We start from the raw sequence: 17,923 nt of genomic DNA on the forward strand, positions 1-17,923 counted from the left end.
AGAACAGCGCACTCGAAGCCTTTTTGTCCACCAAAAGCCAAAGTGCTCTCACCCCAAGAAGAAGGCCGGCACGACGGCCGGCCTTCTCGCTTAGTCTTCCAGATAGTCCTTCAGCTTGCTGGACCGCGAGGGGTGCCTCAGCTTCGCCAAAGTCTTGCTCTCGATCTGGCGGATGCGCTCGCGGGTGACACCGAACTCGCGGCCCACTTCCTCCAGGGTACGCGGGTGGCCGTCCTCCAAGCCGAAGCGCAGGCTGATGACCTTGCGCTCGCGCTCCGCCAGGCCCTCCAGCACCTTGGCCAGCTGCTCCTGCAGCATGGAGAAGCTGGCGGCATCGGGGGGCACCACGGCGGCATCGTCCTCGATGAAGTCGCCGAGCTGGGAGTCCTCCTCCTCGCCGATGGGGGTCTCCAGGCTCACCGGCTCCTGGGAGATCTTCTGGATCTCGCGCACGCGCTCGGCGGTGAGCCCCATCTCCTCGCCGATCTCCTCGGGGGTTGGCTCGCGGCCCAGCTCCTGCAAAAGCTGGCGCTGGATGCGCACGAGCTTGTTGATGGTCTCCACCATGTGCACGGGAATGCGGATGGTGCGGGCCTGGTCGGCGATGGCACGGGTGATGGCCTGGCGGATCCACCAGGTGGCGTAGGTGGAGAATTTGAAGCCCTTGGTGTAGTCGAACTTCTCCACGGCGCGGATGAGGCCCAGGTTGCCTTCCTGGATGAGGTCGAGGAACAGCATGCCGCGGCCCACGTAGCGCTTGGCGATGGACACCACGAGGCGCAGGTTGGCCTCGATGAGCTGTTGCTTGGCATCCAGACCCACCTGCTCGATGCGGGACAGGCGGCGCTTCTCGCGGCGCTCCAGCTCGATGCCGTCTTCCTCCGCCTTCTCCAGTTCCTCGGTGGCGGCCACGCCGGCCTCGATCTTCATGGCCAGGTCGATCTCCTCGGCAGCGGTGAGCAGGGGAACCTTGCCGATCTCCTTCAGGTACATGCGCACCGGGTCGCCCGTGAGCATGGTCACGCCGCCGTCGGCCGAGCGCTTCGTGCGCGCGCGAGCGCGAGTGCGCGGTGTCACCTTGGGCAGCGCCGACACTTCAACCGTGGCCTTCAGCTCTTCCTCGGGAATGCCGTCGAGCAGGTCTTCCTCGGGGTCGATGCCCGCCTCGATCTTGTCTTCCGTGAGGTTGTCGCCAGCCGTATCCGCCGTGCCGCTTACCGGCGGCTCGGCGCTATCCATATCATCGTCGTCCATGTCGTCGTCAATGTCCTCGACGACCTCGTCCACGACGACCTCTTCAGTCTCTTGCTCAGGATTCTTTGCAGCATCTGCCACGCGATAGTCCTTTCTCTGGCGTCCGCGCCTGATTTTGGGCATGAAAATGCAATTCTGGCGCAGAGATACAGCAGAGAAGAATACTACAAATCAACGTGCCCTTCAAGAGCCCATTTTCAGGAATTTTTATCCGGGGTGAGCGCGCACCGTGAGCCGACCACAGCCCCCCCGGAGGGGGATGAACTGAACCCCGATAGTGGGACTGGAAACAAAAGTTTTCCGGTCCCACTTGCTTTGAGGAGTGATGCATTGAGATACGGAATGGACGTCAAGGCCGAAGCGGCACGGTGCTTCGAGATGGGCTTCGCGAGCAAGTCGGTCGGAAGGATGCTCGGGGTTTCCGCGAGACGGTCAAGAGATGGCTGTATGCTTGCAGGGCGCTCGGAAAGGAGGCCCTGCTCGTGACGAGGCGCAAGGCCTATCCGCACGGCCTGAAGGTCGGGGCGGCCCGCGCCGTCGTCGAGGAGGGGAAGGCCAGGCCCGAGGTGATGGGGGCCCTCGGCCCCAAGCCGAAGACCCAGCTGGGCGCCTGGTGCAGGCTCTACCGCGAGGGAGGCATCATGCGGAAAGAAAGGGGCTACGTCAGCTCTCCCGTTGCATAGGCGTCATAGATGGCCTGGGGGGAATCATAATAAAAGCTGCCGTTGTAGTCGTCGATGAGCGCACTGACGGGCGACCGGTAGGCCCGCAGCAGGGCCTCAGGCAGATCGACACCCTCGCGATCGGCGATGGCCAGAACAAGGCGCTTGTAGACCTTCCCCACGTCCCAGTGGGAGGGAACGGCATAGCGGGCAGCCGCCACGTTATCGAAAGACCCCTCACTGATAGTCGCCTCTTCGATAAAGCCGTCGCTCACGGCATCAATGTTGTCGCTGTGGTACACGTCGGCCAGCTCGATAATACGGGCCACGCGCCCAGCCCCCAGAGCCTCAGCCACATCCACCCGACGGTTCTTCGTCTTCCGCGCGATGTAATCGATGAGGCTGCATGCGAAGAACACATCGTTCGCTCGGCGGCTCTCACGCCCTGCCATGGCCAACCTCCTCGCATCCGACGAACTCCAACGATCGCAACGCCGCTTCCGTGCAGAAGGCAATCTGGTGCGTGGGATATTTGAATCTGGCGAGGGACCAGAACTGCTCCCGCGTGAGAGCCCCCTCGATGTAGTCGGAAACGTAGTTGTACACCTGATCGTCGGCCATGGCCCCAATGACCACATCATGGCCATGGGACTCGCCGTGGCGGCAGGCAACGATGAAGTCGAGCCATTCCTCGGTCATCTCGCGAAACTCCAGAATATCGAGCCCTTCGGCGAAGCGCACGGTATAGGTGTTGACGCGCGGCACCGACATGCGAAGCGCCCAGCGTTCGGCCTGCTCGCGCATGATCGTGCAGTAGAATCCCGGACCGAAGTCCTTGGTGTAGCGTCTAATGCGAACCTCGGGGAATTCGACCACGCCCCCACTGCCGTGATACACCGTCATGAGAGCCATGGAAACCGCGCTCCTTTCTAAGAAGGAGCCCATTATACCGCACCGCCAACGCCAAAAAATGGCCGAGGCCCGAAGCGTCATGCCTCGGGCCTCGGATGAGGGGCAGCTTGTATTAGCGGAAGCAGCTGCGGAATTGCCGACGAGCGCTACCCGCGTGCCCTGCGCCGGACTGCGACGGCGGCGGCCAGGGCGCAGGCGGCGAGGGCGGTGGTGGCCGCAGGCACGGCCACGGGCATCTCGTCACCGGTCTGGGCGAGGCGGGTGGCGGACTTTGCGGTGGGCTTCACCGGGGCCTTCGCCGCCGGGTCGGCCACGGTGTAGGTCACCTCGATCACGCGCTCGGTGCCGTCGGGCATGGAGTACACGGCCGTCACCTCGTAGGTGCCGGCGCGGCGGGGATCGATGGTGTCGACCTCCTCGCCGCCGAGCATGATGGTGACCGCCACGTTCTCGGCATCGGCCGGGAAGCCCTCGCGCGAGCCGAAGCGCTTGGCCAGGTCGCGGACGATGTCGTCCCCGTCCATGGCCACGCCCGTGGCGTCCAGCGGCAGCGCCACGGCCTCCGAGAAGGCCACCGTGCGCTTGGGGGCGGGAGCGGTGGAGCCGCCGGAACCGTTGCCGTTGCCGGAGCTGGAGTTTCCGCCATTGCTGCCATTGCCGTTATCTCCGCCCGGGCCGTCGTTGTCGGATCCATCATCCCCAACAACAGCAGTATAGGTTCCCGCCGTACGAGCCGGAATAGCATCGGCCGCGAACACCTCCCCGTTCTCGTTGCGCCACTTCAACGGCGCACCACCGCGATCGCCGGGAAGTCCTACCTTGGCGAAATCGCCCGTGGCCGGCAGGGAGATCGACTCCAGAGAAGCACAGCCCGAGAGCATCTCATCAGAATCCGTTACCTGCGTCATATTGAACCGCGAGAGATCGAGAGTCTTCAGGGAAGAGCACATCTCGAACATCGACTTCATGTTCTTCACGTGAGCGGTGTCGAATACGGACAGGTCGAGTGTCGTCAAGCCAGAGCATTCGCCAAACATGCCGAGCATATTAGTTACTTTAGAAGTGTTGAACTTCGAGAGGTCGAGGGCCTTCAAAGAGGAGCAGCCACGGAACATACCGTACATATCGGTCACTTGAGCCGTATCGAACTTGGAAAGATCCATGGCCTCGAGCGACGAGCAATCCCAAAACATGCGGTTCATCGTCGTCACTTTTGAGGTGTTCAGCCCTGAGAGATCAAGCGACTTGAGGGATGCGCAGCCATAGAACATCGCTTCCGCATTCTCTAAATTCGAGGCATTCAACTTGGACAGATCCAGCGATTCCAGCGACTGGCAGCCGAAGAACATGCCGAAGGCCTCTTTCAGGCTCGACCCGTCGAACCGGGAGAGATCGACGGCTTTCAGAACAGCGCAACTGTGAAACATATTGCTGGCATTCTCCACTTTGGACGTATCCAGCTTCGAGATATCCACCCGCTCCAAGTTCGTCAGGCCTTCAAACCAATAGGATGTGTCGGTGGGTTGGAGCGCGTCGGCCACAACCGCGCTCGTTACGGACGACCTCTTCTCTTCTTTCCACTGGGCACCAGGACCGCCGTTGAGATAATCCTGCAGAGAGCAAGCCTCTTCCAAGGTGCCACACTCGCTCTTTTCCGCATCGCCCTTCTGGAACGCGAGCGTGTAACCGCCGTCGTCGCGGGAATACAGCGCGACGAACACATCGTCGTCAGCGATAGGAGCGGCCTCGTCCGCCCAGGCGTTAGCGACGAAGGCTAGCGCAAGGACAAACGAGCATGCGACGGCAAGCGCAGCGAGAAGCACCCCCCCCCTCCCGCCTTTTTCGCAAGCAATGCCTCCATGTTTGACAGCGGACATGATCTTCCTTTCCCTCATTGCGCGCTTTCCGCAATCTGACGGCGAAGAGCGCCTCTCCGGCTAAAGCTGATGGAGCGGATGGGGCAAAAGCGGGGAGCCCCATCCGCACTGCTATTATCGCGGCTTTTCACCGCAATTTGTTGTGCAACAAATTGCGCAAATCACCAGGTAAGATAGGTGTGCTGAGATTCCGAAAAGCCGCGGTGCCCCCGGAATCGCAAGAGAAGAAACCCTTCCGCGCTCCATGCGCAGCCCCCGAAAGGACGCCGCCCTGCCTTCGCTCAATTCGTGGAGCGCCGACGTCGGAGCCCGGTGCGCCTTTTTCTACCCGAGAGCACCGTACCGAGAGAAGGAGATTAACGTGTACTACAGTTCCAGCGACATATCCGCTTTTCTACTCATAGGGGCCATTGTCTTCCTTGCTCTATGGATCGTCGCCATCCACCTTCTGCTGGAGGCAGCCAAAGCGAAGGGATTCCATCGGGATGACGCTTGGTTTCCCTTCCTCGTCGGTTTCTTCCTCTCCCCCATCGTGCTGGGGCTCTACACCGCGTCGCTGCCCGACCGCGGCGCTCCCACCGCACCGACGCAGGAAGACCCGCGCGACGAGCTCCCCACGGTCTAGGAGAGCGCCATGGCAAAGTACAAAGTCATCTTCCGCAGCGACAACAAGAACGCCGACACCGCGCCCGGCTGGGAGCCGGGCTGCCCTGTGCTCATCAATGCCGTACAGGTGTCCCGCAACACCGAGACCGGACAGTGCTATCTGCAGCTGAAACTGTCGAACCTCACCGACGTGGTCATCGGCCGCTTCGCGCTGCGGGCCGAGGTGACCTATGCTGACGGCTCCACGGAAGCCGTCGAGCTGAAGCCCCTCGACTCCGACATCCAGCCCGGCCGCGCCTATCGGCCCGATGCCGTTCTCCTCGCCGGCTCCGACGTCCAGCATGTCTCCGCCCGCATCGTCAGCGCCACCTACGGGAACGAACAGTGGATGAGCGCGGGTAAAGTTTGCGCCAACACCGCTGGCGGCCACCTCGACCTCGATCAAGCGACGACCGCCGAGAGAGACCGTCTCTTGGCCGATCTCGGCAAGAGTCCAGAGAAATACCGTCACCATATGGTGCAGGGCGACGACTGGTGGATATGCTCCTGCGGGATGCCCAATGTGAGGAAAGACCAATGCATCTGCGGCCTCGCCCGCAAAGCCGTTGAGCAACTCGAAGACGAGGGTTACCTCAACGCCGCGGCCGCAGAACGCGAGGCGACCGAAAAGAAGGCTCGGGCCAAGCGCAAGCGCCGACGGATCATCGCGGCCGTTGCCGCCACCATTGCGCTTGTCATCGCCGTCGGAGCCACCGGAGCCATCGCGGCAATCCTCTCAGACGAAACGTATCAAGCATACCAGGCGGCCGCTTCACTGGAGGATACGGGCAGCTACAAGACAGCTCATGACCGATTCATTGAACTGAAAGACTACCGTGACTCCGCAGACCGAGCTCGCGAATGTGCGCGCCTGGCGGCCGAGCGCGCGGCATCGGTAGGCGACTACATAGATGCAGAAAGATGGTACGGCAAGGCCGGAGAAACCGAACTCCAGCAAGAAGCCGCAGCCATGATCGACAAAGAATAAAAGTTCGCTCACAAAAGAGACACAAGCAGCGAGGATGGGGCAGAAGCGGGTAGCCCCATCCTCGCTCTCATTATCGCGGCTTTTCAGCGTGATTTGTTGCGCAACAACTTGCGTAATTCACCAGGTAAGATGGTTGTTCTGAGATTCTCAGAAAGCCCCAGCACTCCCCGAGAATCACCGAAGACAAGCCCTTCCTCGCGCCATACGCAGCGCCCCCGAAAGGATGCCGCCCTGCTTTCGCCCAATCACATAGCACCCCCCCCCGAGCGATACAGCGCGTTGTAGCTGATCAGCCCTGCCGCAAGCGAAAAACCGCCGCTGCATTCCCCGCTTGCCCTCGCGCTCTTCCATCATCCCCTATCCCCACCGATAGCTGCATTTACCCGGCCTTCCCCATGTCGCGGCCGCCTCCCCGTCACGCCATTCGCAGAGCGCCAGCACGCCGGCGCTCGCACACCTTTTCTGCCCGAGAACACCCCACCGAGAAAGAAGGATTGCTATGTACGGACCAGCCGCAGGAATCATGGGATTCCTCTTCTTTATCTTGATCATCGCGTTTTTCATATCCCTGCTCGCCATCAGCCTCCTCGTCAATGCCGCCAAGGAGAAGGGCTTCCACCGAAACGACGCCGGCGTGCTGTGGGTGATCGGCATCTTCGCCTCCCCCATCGTGCTGGGGCTCTACACCGCCTCGCTGCCCGATCGCAGCGCCCCTGCCGCCACGGCCGCGGCACCGGAGGACCCCCGCGACGAGCTCCCCGCCATCTAGGAGCGCGCCATGGCAAACTTCAAAGTTGTCTTCAGGGCCGACAGCGACGGAGCCGAGAGGCGCACCGGCTGGGAGCCGGGCTGCCCCATTCTCGTCAAGGCGATCCAGGTGGCCCGCGACACCCAAACGGGTGATGCCTACCTGCAGCTGAAAGTGTGGAACCTCACCGATCAGACTGTCGGCAGCTTTACCCTGCAAGCCGAAGTGACCTACCAGGACGGTACCCGCGAGACCGTTGAGGTGAACCCCCTGGATGCCGACATCGCGCCGCGCCACGACTACAAGCCCCTTCCGGTGCATCTGGCCGGCGGCGCCATCGCCGATGTGCATGCCCGCGTGCTCGAGGCAACCTACGGGAATGCCAGCTGGCACTCTGCGCAGCCTGCGGCCCCTCTTCCCCAGGGCGCGCCCCTCAACCTGGAGCAAGGCCTCCTTGTCGAGCGGCAGGAACTCCTGGCGAGCCTCGGCAAATCAGCCGACAAGTACGCTACGAGTGTCCTGCGCGAAGATGCCTGGTGGGTCTGCCCCTGTGGCACGCCCAACGTCGAACGCAGCCATTGCCTCAGGTGCGGCATGCCCCTCGACACCCTCGATAAACTCGAGGACGAAGACTACCTGCGCGGCAAGATGCGGGAGCGCAAACAGGCCAAGGAGCGCAAGAGGCGAAAAACCATCCTGCTTGTCCTGGCATTGGTGCTGGGCGTCCTGGCGGCGGCTGCCCTTGCCGTCAACTTCCTCGTTATCCAACCGAAAGCGAAAATCGACTCCTGGCCCTCTTCCTACGTGCCTTCCGACATCGCCTATTACCCCGCCGGCCAGTTATCCGACGTTGGCTACGACAACCCGATGGCGATCAGCTTGTACACTCGCGACGAACACGGCAACATCACCGCCATCGAGGAAACGGAGTATGGCAAGAGCGATTACGCCGGAGAGGACTCTGCCGGGCAAAGCCAGCGTGCCTACACGCCATACGCCTCGGCGACGACTTACTCCGGCACCATCACGAGCGATGCGGTCGGTTTTCCCGTCGCCATTGCCTCGGACCGCTTCGGTGGAACGGTCGACATCCTCGACAAGAAAGGAGACGGAAGCGGTGATCTCCCCTCCTCGGCCCAAGATAGCGAGGGGAACTCGTATTCGTTCTCCTACTATTCAAGCGGGGCTCTGATGACCGCTGCCGTTCGGGAGGCCGACGGTCATCTCCTCAAGGCATCGTACAACGAGTATGGATTCCTCGTCGGCCTCGAGGGGAAGAAATACTACGATACGCTTCAGTGCTCTTATACCTACGATGCCCACACCGCAACCCCCGCGAGCTGCACCGTTCACTACAGTGCCCTTGCGGGCGGAATCGAGTTGAACCGAGAGTACAGCCTGTCGTTCGAGTACGATGAGAACGGCTGTCTGACCAAGGTGTATCGAGACGGGGTCCTCATGCAGGAAATCAGCTATGTCCGCATCGAGCACACGAGCCCCTGGGCCTACGCCACGGCCAGCCTGAAGCCGTTCGCCCAACCGTCCATGGGGGAAATCTACCCCAGCCTCGGTGCACTCCCGCTCCGGGAAACCCAGTAGAACGTCGGGCGAACCCCGCGGCAGGCGCAAACGCCGCACGCCTGTGACGCATCCCTATCCGCAAAGCCAGTCGAGGGCATTCCGAACGCGAATGCCCTCAGAGGTCACACCCAAACCCGGGCGATCCAGCGTAAGAACCGTCTTGTCGAAATTGTCCCGCGCCTTAGAGAGAAAGACCAGCTCCCACGCACGTGCAGCTTCGCCCATAATACTCGCAGAAACCTGGTAGCAGCGAATCTCGCCATCACGTTCTGCGACGAAGTCGATTTCCCCATCATCCACCGCGTCGCAGCCACGCCGTGCACTCAGCTTCAGCGTCAAACTCATTGTTCGAGAGCTGTTGTCCGCCCCATCCCGGAGGCCCTCTTCTCTGGACGCCTCTCGGCGGCGCATCGCGTGGGCAGTGTTTGATGGTACAATGCGACTACCACACTGCGTTGCCCCTCGGGGAGGCGCTTACAACTAAATTCGCGCGGCGGAATCTCGCCTGTTGTTTTTTAGCGCACACGGTTGAACCATTGATAAGGAGGGTATCTGCCTATCCGGTGGTTCGCCGTGTTTCGAGCGCCCCGACGCAGTGTGGTAACTGTGGCGGATACCTTCCTTAGCTTTGCATGCCCCGCTGCGGGACATCGTCCCATGAGGGTTTTATTGTCGCAGGTCATCCCTATAGTTTGTTGCACAACAAATTGGCGTGAACTGCGCATCTGGCGTTTGGGGAGCGCGACGGGATGCAAGACGCGTCGCGCTCCGTACAGCTTCCAACAAGCAGATTCCCAGTCGCTTTCGCGACCCAATCGCACATATAAGAGTCATGATCTATTCCACGCGCTGGAAGACTATGGCGTTGTCGGGGTCGGTCAGCGAGGCCATGGCGAGCAAATCGACGGGATCTTCCTCCGTTATCACGCCTCCCCATGTATCGCCGGCAAAAGAGATTCCGTAGGGAATGCCATCGATCTGGTCGGACGTTATCCACCGGTTATCGTAGGTCTCATCACCGACGGTCAGCGTCCATGTCCCATCATCCTTGAAGTGCGCATACACCTCTCCGCTGTCACCCAAATAATGGGACTCCCCGGCCAGGTTCGTCTGCAGACACGCCCCGGGACGCCCATCTTCCGAAAAGCCACTCTCTTCATACCTCCTCCTCGCTCTGCTTAAGCGCTCGCCGACCGCTCGACTGAGCGCAACACGGGGAGATCTTAAGGCGGGACGACCGCAATCCGTTGCGCAACAAGGTGCTCGGGCGCCCCCTTTCTGACCGCATCGCCGCAAAAGGGCTACCCCCTTCCGCCGTCAGCTAATGTTGCGCAACAGATTGCCGCGAAAGTGCCCCATTATCGGTGACGGCAGAATTGGCTGCAAAGAACAGAACAAAGGAGAGAAACCATGAGACCAATCAGCCGTCGCGCGATCCCCTGTTTGATCGCCGCCGCACTCACCCTGTCGCTCGGGGGACTTGCCGGGTGCGCACCGAAGGGTGGCCAGTCCATGCCGTTCACCGGCGGGGACGCAACCGAGGCCGCCGAAACCGAGGGAGACTCCGCCTCCGAGCCCGTCGCCGCAGTGACCAGCAGCGACTACTTCAACCTTGACGGCGCCTACCTGGACACCAGCTACGTCGACCCTAACGGCTCGAACGGCCAGATGCTCTACGTCTTTCATACGCTGACCGCCCCCGACAGCGGCCTGCAGACCTCTAGCAACAGCATGCAGCTGCGCGTGTGCGACGAAGAGGCCGCACGCAGCGGCAACGCCTCGGCCGGCGAGAGGATCTTCGCCAACATGGATGCCTCCGGCGACCTCATGACGTCGTACTATTACGACAACGTGATTGAGACCGTGCAGTACGGCAACGAGTTCAAGATGGTGTCCACCTTCCTGGTATCACCGGCTCAGATGGAGGCGGGCCACTTCCTGCTCTTCAAGGACGACGACGTGCCGGGCCTTGACTCCATCATCGTTCCCACCGAGAGCGTCGTCGCCTGCTCCTCTCCCGAGGAAATCGCCGAGATCGCCGACCCAGCCGGCGTTGAAGCCGCCCGCGCCGCCCACGAGCCCGCCGACGAGGCCACGGTCCAAGCCGTGAACGACGCCATCAACTTCTACGAGTTCTACACCATCTACGGCGGCCTGAACCTGAAGTTCTACTTCGAGGCACCCAACTACTTCGAGGAGCGCACCACCGGCCAGGGCAACAGCGGCACCTACGAGGTGCAGCAGGGCTACATCGCCTGCACCTACGACAACGGCAACACCGTTGACATCCCATGGGAATGGAAGGAGGACGGCTCCATCAGTCTCGATATCGCGAACGGCGTCGGCCTGTAGGCACCCCGATCCCAGAACCGGGCCACCGCAACAAAGCCCCCGCGATCATCGACGATCGCGGGGGCTTTCTTCATGGGCGAAGAGACCGTACGGCGCAAGCGGGCGGGCAGTCGCACACCCGTGCGCCTCGCCTCAGCAGGGATACCCTTCGATGACGAGGAACGTGGTGGAAGCGGCCAGCCGCAGCTGGTCGCCAACGGCAAGGGGAATGGGAGCCGGCTGCCAGCCCTCGCGCTGGCCGCGGGGCGGCTCCACCACCGTCTCCTCCCCCGAGACCCCGCTCACCAGCACCGTTCCGTGGCGCGAGTCGAGGCCCTCCACCCACCAGGCGCCCGTCTCGTCGCACCAGATGCGCGCATGGGCTCCCGACACATCGGGACCCACCTCGTTGGCAGCGCCCTCGGTCAGGGCGAGCGCGCCTATCTCGGAGCCGGTGACGGTGGGCTCCAGCCACTGCGGCGCACCAGCCACCAGGCCGTTCATCACCCGCAGAAGGCCCAGCCAGCGCGGCGAATCGTCCGCAGCCGCGGAACCGGCATATGCCGCTGCAGAAACCAAGGTGGGAGGCGGCGTGACCAACCCTCCCCCATGGGCCGTATCGGCGAAGTCACGCGCCTCAGCCACGGCACGGCGCACGTCGGCCGTGCAGGCCGCAGTCACCAGCAGCACCAGGGCCACCTCGGCGCGTTCGTCGGCGGAAAGCGATCCCTCGCAGGCAATGCGCGCGAGCATGTTGCGGTACAGCGCGGGATTCTGCCCGTGCACGCGCAGGGCATCGTCCATGGCCCGGCCCGCTTCTCCGCACACGATATCGAGGATGGCCTCGCCCGAGAGCGCGCGCTTGCTGCGCGACTTCATGCGCGCCGCCAAACGCAGAGCGCCCACGGTGTAGTCGCAGAAGTACCGATCGGTCAGCGTGCCCACCGGCGCGTGGACGATAAATCGCGACACCCACGTGCGATCGTCCACACGGCTCTGGGGGCTGCGTCCATCGGACAGGGGCCGGCCCGACAGCAGCATGGTGGCCAGTTCCTTGTGGCTCACGCCGCACTGGCGCTTCGCCAGATCGAACAGCACGGAAACCGGGGTGATCTCGGTCGGGGTCATGCGAGCTCCTCACTCATCTCATCTACTACTTCGTAGGCGGCCTCAGCCTCGTCGCCCGCCGCAACTGAGGAGGCGTCCGGCAAAGCCGCAGCGGTAGAGCCGGCCCCCTCACCGCCGATATTCGACGGGGGTGCGCCGGCCGCCGCGGACGACGCGATCCAGGGAAGCACGGGGCGGCTGGGCGCCGGGGCCACCGGGACGGCAGCGCCTGTGGGCGTCAGAGCGCGATCGGCTACCAGCAAAGGCAAGGGCGCCGCCGTTGCCAGGAACAGCGCCCCGTACAGAGCTTGCTCCACCGCCGGCGTGGGCCAAGCCGTGAGCGCCGTCAGAAGACCGGCCAGAGCCGCCCCCAGCAGTGCGCCCAAAGCGCCCGCCACCAGCCCCAGCGTCGTGGGCACCGCCCGCCCCCGCGCCGCCAGGGCGCCCACGAAGGGCAGCAGCAGAGCCGCAGCCGCCACCGCACCGGGCAAGGGCCCCGTCCACCACGGCTCGTTCGCGGGGAAGGTCACGGACATGCCCTGCACCAGGACGCCCACGCTGACCGCCACCCCCACGGCCACCGCGGCCGACAACGCCCGAGCGGTCATGCGGGCCCCGCGCCGCAGACGGCGACCCCGGCGCGTCGCGGCCGCAGCGGGGCCCAGGGGACACGGCGCCAAGGGCTCGCCCTTCAAAGCCCGGGCCACATTGTCGGCGTACTGGGAGCAGAACAGAGCCAACGCGTCGCGCATGGCCGCCGGCGACGGGCGGCGCGCCGCGACGGGCGCCAAGCACGCAGCGAGCAACGCGTCCAGCTGACCGTCAACCGTGGCCAGAGCCAGGCGGATGCCGTGGGGCGAGGGCGCATCGGTCAGCTCGGCGACGGCGCGCCCCACGGCCACCGCCACCTCGGGCTCGGCCGCCAGCACCGCCCGCACATCGGTTGCCGCGCCATGGGCGCCCGCGGGCGGTTCCGGAGAGAACTCAGTCTTCATGCGGAAGGCCGAAAGGCCCCCGCACCGGTCGCGCGCCTCGAAGCTGAGATCGTAGGGCGGCCGCCCTTCCAAAAGAGCGTACAGCACGCCGGCGGCCGCGTACACGTCCACCGCTGGCGAGTGCCGCAGCCTGTCCATGCCGGCCACGTCCTCGGTCAGCATCTCGGGAGGGGCGTAATCGGCCGTGGCCCCGCACGCGGCGCCGTAACGGGCCGTCAGGGACGAGTCGCCATCCTGAAGAGGCGCCGCCGAGCCGAAATCGATGAGCACCAGCTGGAAGGACCCCTCCTCCACCTGGTCGGCTACGGAAAGCCGCGAGGTATCCACCATCACGTTGCGCAACGAAACATCGCGATGGGCCAGACCGCCATCGAGATACGCCATGCGAGCCAGCAGGTCGAACAGATCGCGCCCGATACGGGCAGCCACCAGAGGCGACAGGCGCCCCGCGCCGTCCACCGCGAGCGCCCGGGCCGCCGTCTCCAAGGTGACGCCCTCCACCCATTCCATCACGATGACCGGATCACCCTCGACGCGCCCCCGTCCAAAGAGGCGCGGAAAACCGCGAAGCGACGCCAGGGCGCGATGGGCATCGTATTCCGCATCGAAACTGGCACGCAAAGCCGCGGCCGAACCGCTATCCCCGTCGTCGACCCCCATCGCCCGCAGGCGCTTCAGAGCGAAGCGCTCGCCACGGGGGCTGACAGCGCGGATAACCTCTCCCACGCCGCCTCGGCGCAGCGAGCCCTCATCCAGCAGCAGGGTGACGAAGCGACGGTCGTAGGCCGCGCGATGCTCGGGGGCGATATAGGCAGCGGGCTCGAAAGACTCTAGGCGCACGAGACGCAGCCGCTTCCCCTCAAAGGCGCCTGCGGCGGGCGCCCCTGCGGGCCGGGCCTCGAGAACTGCCGCAGCCGTCACGGCCGAATCCCCACTCGATGGATCTCATAGTCTTCCAAATGCACCATTTGACCCGTAGCCTGGTTCATTGTCACGTGGTTTGCCCACGCATCGGTATTCGCCGCTGGATCATCGAGCCAGCGGTTGGCATCCCACGCATGGTACAGCTCGGCGGCCGCGGAAACGAGGTCCTTATAGGCATCGTTCATCCGAGCATAGTTCTTGACGTAGCGCGATGTGCTCCACATGAATCCACTGGAATTGCCGCAGGCATAGCCTATCTCATAGGTCATAGCCACGCCAGCCACCTGAACGTCATGAAAGAGATTGTAAGCCGCCTTCGCAGCTTCCCAACGCTGCGGTTTGGAGGCCGTCAGGCACAGACGGTGGTACTCGGCCTCGCCAGCATACACCTTCGCCGCCCACGTCTCGAGCACGTCGTACTCGCTGCGCAGAGCATCGCGAATGCGCAGCTCCATCTCTTCGGGAACCGGGCCGCCCTGCTCGGGTGGGAGAACGGGGTCGGGCGCGGGAGGCGGGGTGGGCTCGGGGGCCGGTGCGTCCCCGGAATTGCCCGAGTCTCCGGAGTTGCCCGAACCTCCAGAATTGTCTGGGTTGCCACCGTTGCCGGAGCCGTTGCCGTCACCCGAGCCGTTACCGCTGCCCGAGCCGTTGCCGTCCGAATCAAAGCCGTCGCCGATGCCTGAGTTGCCACTGCCGTGATCCGAGCTGGTCGAGCCAGCCGAGTCGCCCGACGGCGTACCGACATCCGCGCCGCCGTCCTCCCACGGAGCCGACGCGAGGGGCGTGTATCCGAAATCGGAGGGAGATAAGAACAGCGGATTATCTGCGGGCGCCGTCCCATCCAAAGGAGACTTGGCCCCCGGGCCCGTGGTGCCCAGCAGCAAATCGGCGCCGCCACTGCCGGAACCGGCACCTGAACTATCGGGGCCAGCCGAGTCGTTCCCCGATTCCGTCATCCCCAGGGTCTCCATCAGCGGGCCATAGGGATCGAGCGACCCATCCGCGCCGGTCAACTGCCTCACCAGCGGACTTTCCGCCGCCAGAACGGGCACCGCCCCGGCATATACGGCCACACCCACCGCCATAAGCCCCAGCGAGAACGTCAGCGCACCGGCCAGAGCCGGCGTCACCGACGCATGGCGCAGAGCACGGCCGACATGGGGCCAGAAGTGCAGGGACTCTCTCATAGTTCGCGCGCTCCTCCTCCACCGTACCCTTCCGAAGAGGGAAACGAAACGGACTTGCAATTGACACAGTGTGGTAACCGTAAGTATAGCACGCGATCTGCGCAAAAAACCCACAGCAGACAAGCGGAACGAACCCCGCGCCCACAGGATTCGCAGAAGCAGGACGATGCCGGGCTGAAGCCCCGGCGGGCTGAAACCCGCCCGGGGCATGTCGATCGCAGGCGGACTGAAACCCGCCCCTACGAAAAGCGCCCCGTCCGAGAGGCACCCTTCTCGCAACCGCCTCCGTAGAGGCGGCCTTTGGGCCGCCCGGGGCATGCCGATGGTGCGCGGGCTACCTCACCGCCCCTACAGCAGGTCCATGGGGTCGACGTCCACAGCGGCGTTTACCTGGGGATTGGGTTTGCGGGCACGGAAGAGCTTCGCCAGCGGTGCCGAGATATCGGCGTCCTGGGGAGCCTTCACCACGATGTGGTAGCGGTAGGTGTTGCGCAGCTTCCCCAGCACGCAGGGCACTGCGGGCAGCACCTGCCAGCGGGAATCCCCCACCTCGCTGCGGATGAGCTCGTGAATCTGCCCGTAGAGCAGCTCGGCCTCGCGGCCCACCTCGTGCTCGTCGGCGCCCCACACCAGCACGTTGGCCATGCGCACGTAGGGCGGGAACCCCAGCATCTGGCGCTTGGGCAGCTCGGCGCGCAAAAAGGCAGCACGGTCATAGGCCGCCGCGGCGCGGATGGCGATACTGTCGGCCTCGTAGGTCTGCACCATCACGCGCCCGGGCAGATTCGCCCGCCCGGCGCGACCCGCCACCTGCTCGATCAGCTGGAAGGTGCGCTCGCCGGCGCGGTAGTCGGGCAGGTGCAGCTGGGTGTCGGCGTTGATAACGCCCACGAGCGTCACATCGTCGAAGTCGAGGCCCTTCGCGATCATCTGCGTGCCCAGAAGCACGGCCGCGTCCGCCGCGGCGAACTGCTCGAGCAGCGCCTGGTGCGCGCCTTTCGCCTTGGTGGTGTCGGCGTCCATGCGGATGATGGGCACGCTCGGACCCACCCCGGCCATGCCGTCTAGAAGCGCCCGCAGGTCGGCCTCAACCCGCTGGGTGCCGGCGCCGAACTTCTTCAGATAGGGGCTGTTGCACTCGGGACAGACGGGCGGTGCGGGCACGGTGTAGCCGCAGTGGTGGCACACCAGCTTGGCCCCCTGCTCGTGGTAGGTGAGGCTCGTCGAGCAGCTGGGGCACTCGGGCACGAACCCGCAGTCGCGGCACAGCAGAAACTTCGCGAAGCCGCGCTGGTTCAGCAGCAGCACCGCCTTGCGGCCGGCAGAAAGCTCGGCGGCCAGCGCGCGGGTGAGCCTGCTGGAGAACATCGAGCGGGCACCCGAGGCGAACTCGGCGGCCATGTTCACCACCTCGATGGGAGGCATGGGGCGGCCGTTGGCGCGCTCGGTTAGGGCCACCTGGGTCCAGCGCGGGTCGCGGGCGCCGTGGTAGAGCGCCTCGATGGAGGGCGTAGCGCTGCCGAGCACCAGCGTGCCCCCGGCGCGCTCCATCATCCATGCCGCCACCTCGCCGGCGGCGTAGCGCGGCGCCGAGTCCTGCTTGTAGGAGCCCTCGTGTTCCTCGTCGATCACCACGAGCCCCACGTTCGCCAGCGGGGTGAACAGCGCGCTGCGGGCGCCCACCACCACCCGGGCCGCACCGCTTCGGATGAAGTCCCACTGGTCGTAGCGCTCGCCGGCGCTCATGCGCGAGTGCATCACGGCCACGGCGTCGCCGAAGCGGCCGCGGAAGCGCGCCACCGTCTGGGGCGTGAGCGAGATCTCCGGCACGAGCACGATGGCGCTGCGCCCCTCGTCAAGAGTGCGGGCGATGGCCTGCAGGTACACCTCGGTCTTGCCCGAGCCGGTCACGCCGTCGATGAGCACCACGCGCCCGCAGGCCGCCGCCCGGGCCTCCTCGATAGCCGCCACAGCCACGGCCTGGCCCTCCGTCAGCGGGGGCGCCACCGTGGGAGAGGCGGCCGGGCCCAGATCGCCCCGCAGCCGCCGGCGCTCCTCCACCACCACAGCACCCCTGGCCGCCAGGGTGCGCAGCGTGGAGGACACAGCCCCGAACTCAGCCGCCAGCTCGGCTACGCGCACGTCGCCGGCGGCCACGGCGGCCATCACCTGCTGCTGCCTCACCGCGTTCTTGCGCGGCTGGAAGGCGTCGAAGGCCGGGCCGCGCGTCACCCAGCGATCGTCCACCTCGCCGACGGACGGCTCCTCCAGACGCCACCGCCCGTCGCGGCCGCGCACCACGCGCGGCACCGCCCCGGGCGGCGTGAACAGGCGCACGCAGCTGGCCAGGGGCGCCACGTAGCGATCGGCGATGTACTGGGCCGCCGCGGCCCCCTCCTCATCGAAATAGGGCGCCGACAGCACGGCCTCCACCTGGCGCAACCCGGCTGCAGCCAAAGGGTTTCCCCACAGGTCGGTGCCCTCGTCGGGCGAGGCGGCCGGCTCTTCCAGGCCCACGATGTAGCCCACGGCCTTGCGGCCGCCCAAGGTCACGAGCACCGCGCAGCCCACCTCCGCCGGGTGCGCGCCCCCCTCGCCGCCGAGCATCTCGTCGGGCACGGCGTAGGAATAGGGCGCATCGAGCGCTTGGGTGGGAATATCGATTATGACCGAGGCGATTTTCATGCCCGCCAGTATACCGCAACCCAAAGT

The 17,923-nt window shown here is 64.8% G+C and carries 16 protein-coding genes; 6 read left to right on the forward strand and 10 right to left on the reverse strand.

Translation table 11 applies throughout. The features are described 5' to 3' along the window. Positions 1 to 90 precede the first annotated feature (90 nt). Positions 91 to 1,239 carry an RNA polymerase sigma factor RpoD gene (gene rpoD / locus G503_RS0109395; RefSeq protein WP_235715538.1) on the reverse strand — a complete coding sequence of 383 codons (1,149 nt, stop codon included), beginning with the start codon at positions 1,237 to 1,239 and terminating at the stop codon, positions 91 to 93. A gap of 497 nt (positions 1,240 to 1,736) precedes the next feature. Here rpoD and G503_RS14670 point away from each other — a divergent pair, with 497 nt between their 5' ends. Next, positions 1,737 to 1,937, forward strand: coding sequence for a hypothetical protein (locus tag G503_RS14670; protein ID WP_051191099.1), 201 nt, complete (start codon positions 1,737 to 1,739; stop codon positions 1,935 to 1,937). Here the strand turns inward: G503_RS14670 and G503_RS0109405 are convergent. From G503_RS0109405 to G503_RS15680, 3 genes are all read right to left on the reverse strand, one after another. Further along, positions 1,913 to 2,368 (reverse strand): hypothetical protein, encoded by a 456-nt coding sequence (locus G503_RS0109405; protein ID WP_028027370.1) that lies wholly within the window; start codon positions 2,366 to 2,368, stop codon positions 1,913 to 1,915. The genes G503_RS14670 and G503_RS0109405 overlap by 25 nt on opposite strands. Further along, entirely contained in the window at positions 2,355 to 2,828 is a 474-nt protein-coding gene (locus G503_RS0109410; RefSeq protein ID WP_028027371.1) for a DUF3990 domain-containing protein, read from the reverse strand. Before G503_RS0109410 ends, G503_RS0109405 begins: the two co-directional genes overlap by 14 nt. A gap of 146 nt (positions 2,829 to 2,974) precedes the next feature. Beyond that, positions 2,975 to 4,651: a BspA family leucine-rich repeat surface protein gene (locus G503_RS15680; RefSeq protein WP_051191100.1), complete on the reverse strand. Its 1,677-nt coding sequence runs from the start codon at positions 4,649 to 4,651 to the stop codon at positions 2,975 to 2,977. A gap of 415 nt (positions 4,652 to 5,066) precedes the next feature. Here G503_RS15680 and G503_RS0109420 point away from each other — a divergent pair, with 415 nt between their 5' ends. From G503_RS0109420 to G503_RS0109435, 4 genes are all read left to right on the forward strand, one after another. Continuing rightward, positions 5,067 to 5,330: a hypothetical protein gene (locus G503_RS0109420; protein ID WP_156891989.1), complete on the forward strand. Its 264-nt coding sequence runs from the start codon at positions 5,067 to 5,069 to the stop codon at positions 5,328 to 5,330. Between the two features lie 9 nt (positions 5,331 to 5,339). Then, positions 5,340 to 6,338: a hypothetical protein gene (locus G503_RS0109425; protein WP_028027373.1), complete on the forward strand. Its 999-nt coding sequence runs from the start codon at positions 5,340 to 5,342 to the stop codon at positions 6,336 to 6,338. 499 nt (positions 6,339 to 6,837) lie between these two features. Continuing rightward, positions 6,838 to 7,107, forward strand: coding sequence for a hypothetical protein (locus G503_RS0109430; RefSeq protein WP_035022697.1), 270 nt, complete (start codon positions 6,838 to 6,840; stop codon positions 7,105 to 7,107). A 9-nt stretch (positions 7,108 to 7,116) separates the two neighbouring features. After that, positions 7,117 to 8,685 carry a hypothetical protein gene (locus G503_RS0109435; RefSeq protein ID WP_028027375.1) on the forward strand — a complete coding sequence of 523 codons (1,569 nt, stop codon included), beginning with the start codon at positions 7,117 to 7,119 and terminating at the stop codon, positions 8,683 to 8,685. 54 nt (positions 8,686 to 8,739) lie between these two features. On the opposite strand, the gene G503_RS0109440 is transcribed toward G503_RS0109435, so the two are convergent. Together G503_RS0109440 and G503_RS0109445 are read right to left on the reverse strand one after the other, a co-directional pair. Next, the gene (locus G503_RS0109440) at positions 8,740 to 9,006 is read right to left on the reverse strand and encodes an ATP-binding protein (RefSeq protein ID WP_156891990.1); all 267 of its coding nucleotides are present in this window, start codon (positions 9,004 to 9,006) and stop codon (positions 8,740 to 8,742) included. A gap of 498 nt (positions 9,007 to 9,504) precedes the next feature. After that, positions 9,505 to 9,750 (reverse strand): hypothetical protein, encoded by a 246-nt coding sequence (locus tag G503_RS0109445; RefSeq protein WP_028027377.1) that lies wholly within the window; start codon positions 9,748 to 9,750, stop codon positions 9,505 to 9,507. Between the two features lie 327 nt (positions 9,751 to 10,077). Here G503_RS0109445 and G503_RS0109450 point away from each other — a divergent pair, with 327 nt between their 5' ends. After that, the gene (locus G503_RS0109450) at positions 10,078 to 11,019 is read left to right on the forward strand and encodes a hypothetical protein (protein ID WP_156891991.1); all 942 of its coding nucleotides are present in this window, start codon (positions 10,078 to 10,080) and stop codon (positions 11,017 to 11,019) included. A 132-nt stretch (positions 11,020 to 11,151) separates the two neighbouring features. On the opposite strand, the gene G503_RS0109455 is transcribed toward G503_RS0109450, so the two are convergent. The 4 genes from G503_RS0109455 to priA all read right to left on the reverse strand — a co-directional run bounded on the left by G503_RS0109455 (position 11,152) and on the right by priA (position 17,896). After that, complete coding sequence (locus tag G503_RS0109455) at positions 11,152 to 12,126, reverse strand: FHA domain-containing protein (protein ID WP_028027379.1); 975 nt, start codon at positions 12,124 to 12,126, stop codon at positions 11,152 to 11,154. Further along, a complete protein-coding gene (locus G503_RS0109460) occupies positions 12,123 to 13,940 on the reverse strand; it encodes a protein kinase domain-containing protein (RefSeq protein ID WP_028027380.1) in 1,818 nt (605 codons plus the stop codon). Before G503_RS0109460 ends, G503_RS0109455 begins: the two co-directional genes overlap by 4 nt. A gap of 77 nt (positions 13,941 to 14,017) precedes the next feature. Then, positions 14,018 to 15,211 carry a hypothetical protein gene (locus G503_RS15685; protein ID WP_051191102.1) on the reverse strand — a complete coding sequence of 398 codons (1,194 nt, stop codon included), beginning with the start codon at positions 15,209 to 15,211 and terminating at the stop codon, positions 14,018 to 14,020. A 348-nt stretch (positions 15,212 to 15,559) separates the two neighbouring features. Beyond that, positions 15,560 to 17,896 (reverse strand): replication restart helicase PriA, encoded by a 2,337-nt coding sequence (priA, locus tag G503_RS0109470; protein ID WP_028027381.1) that lies wholly within the window; start codon positions 17,894 to 17,896, stop codon positions 15,560 to 15,562. Positions 17,897 to 17,923: the final 27 nt, after the last annotated feature.

This window comes from Adlercreutzia mucosicola DSM 19490 (assembly GCF_000422625.1).
Classification (GTDB): domain Bacteria; phylum Actinomycetota; class Coriobacteriia; order Coriobacteriales; family Eggerthellaceae; genus Adlercreutzia; species Adlercreutzia mucosicola.

Bases quoted from the DNA above. Each gene is read 5' to 3' on its own strand.
- rpoD (WP_235715538.1), bottom strand. From the start codon at position 1,239: ATGGATAGCGCCGAGCCGCCGGTAAGCGGCACGGCGGATACGGCTGGC.
- G503_RS0109405 (WP_028027370.1), bottom strand. From the start codon at position 2,368: ATGGCAGGGCGTGAGAGCCGCCGAGCGAACGATGTGTTCTTCGCATGC.
- G503_RS0109410 (WP_028027371.1), bottom strand. From the start codon at position 2,828: ATGGCTCTCATGACGGTGTATCACGGCAGTGGGGGCGTGGTCGAATTC.
- G503_RS0109425 (WP_028027373.1), top strand. From the start codon at position 5,340: ATGGCAAAGTACAAAGTCATCTTCCGCAGCGACAACAAGAACGCCGAC.
- G503_RS0109430 (WP_035022697.1), top strand. From the start codon at position 6,838: ATGTACGGACCAGCCGCAGGAATCATGGGATTCCTCTTCTTTATCTTG.
- G503_RS0109435 (WP_028027375.1), top strand. From the start codon at position 7,117: ATGGCAAACTTCAAAGTTGTCTTCAGGGCCGACAGCGACGGAGCCGAG.
- G503_RS0109450 (WP_156891991.1), top strand. From the start codon at position 10,078: ATGAGACCAATCAGCCGTCGCGCGATCCCCTGTTTGATCGCCGCCGCA.
- G503_RS0109455 (WP_028027379.1), bottom strand. From the start codon at position 12,126: ATGACCCCGACCGAGATCACCCCGGTTTCCGTGCTGTTCGATCTGGCG.
- G503_RS15685 (WP_051191102.1), bottom strand. From the start codon at position 15,211: ATGAGAGAGTCCCTGCACTTCTGGCCCCATGTCGGCCGTGCTCTGCGC.
- priA (WP_028027381.1), bottom strand. From the start codon at position 17,896: ATGAAAATCGCCTCGGTCATAATCGATATTCCCACCCAAGCGCTCGAT.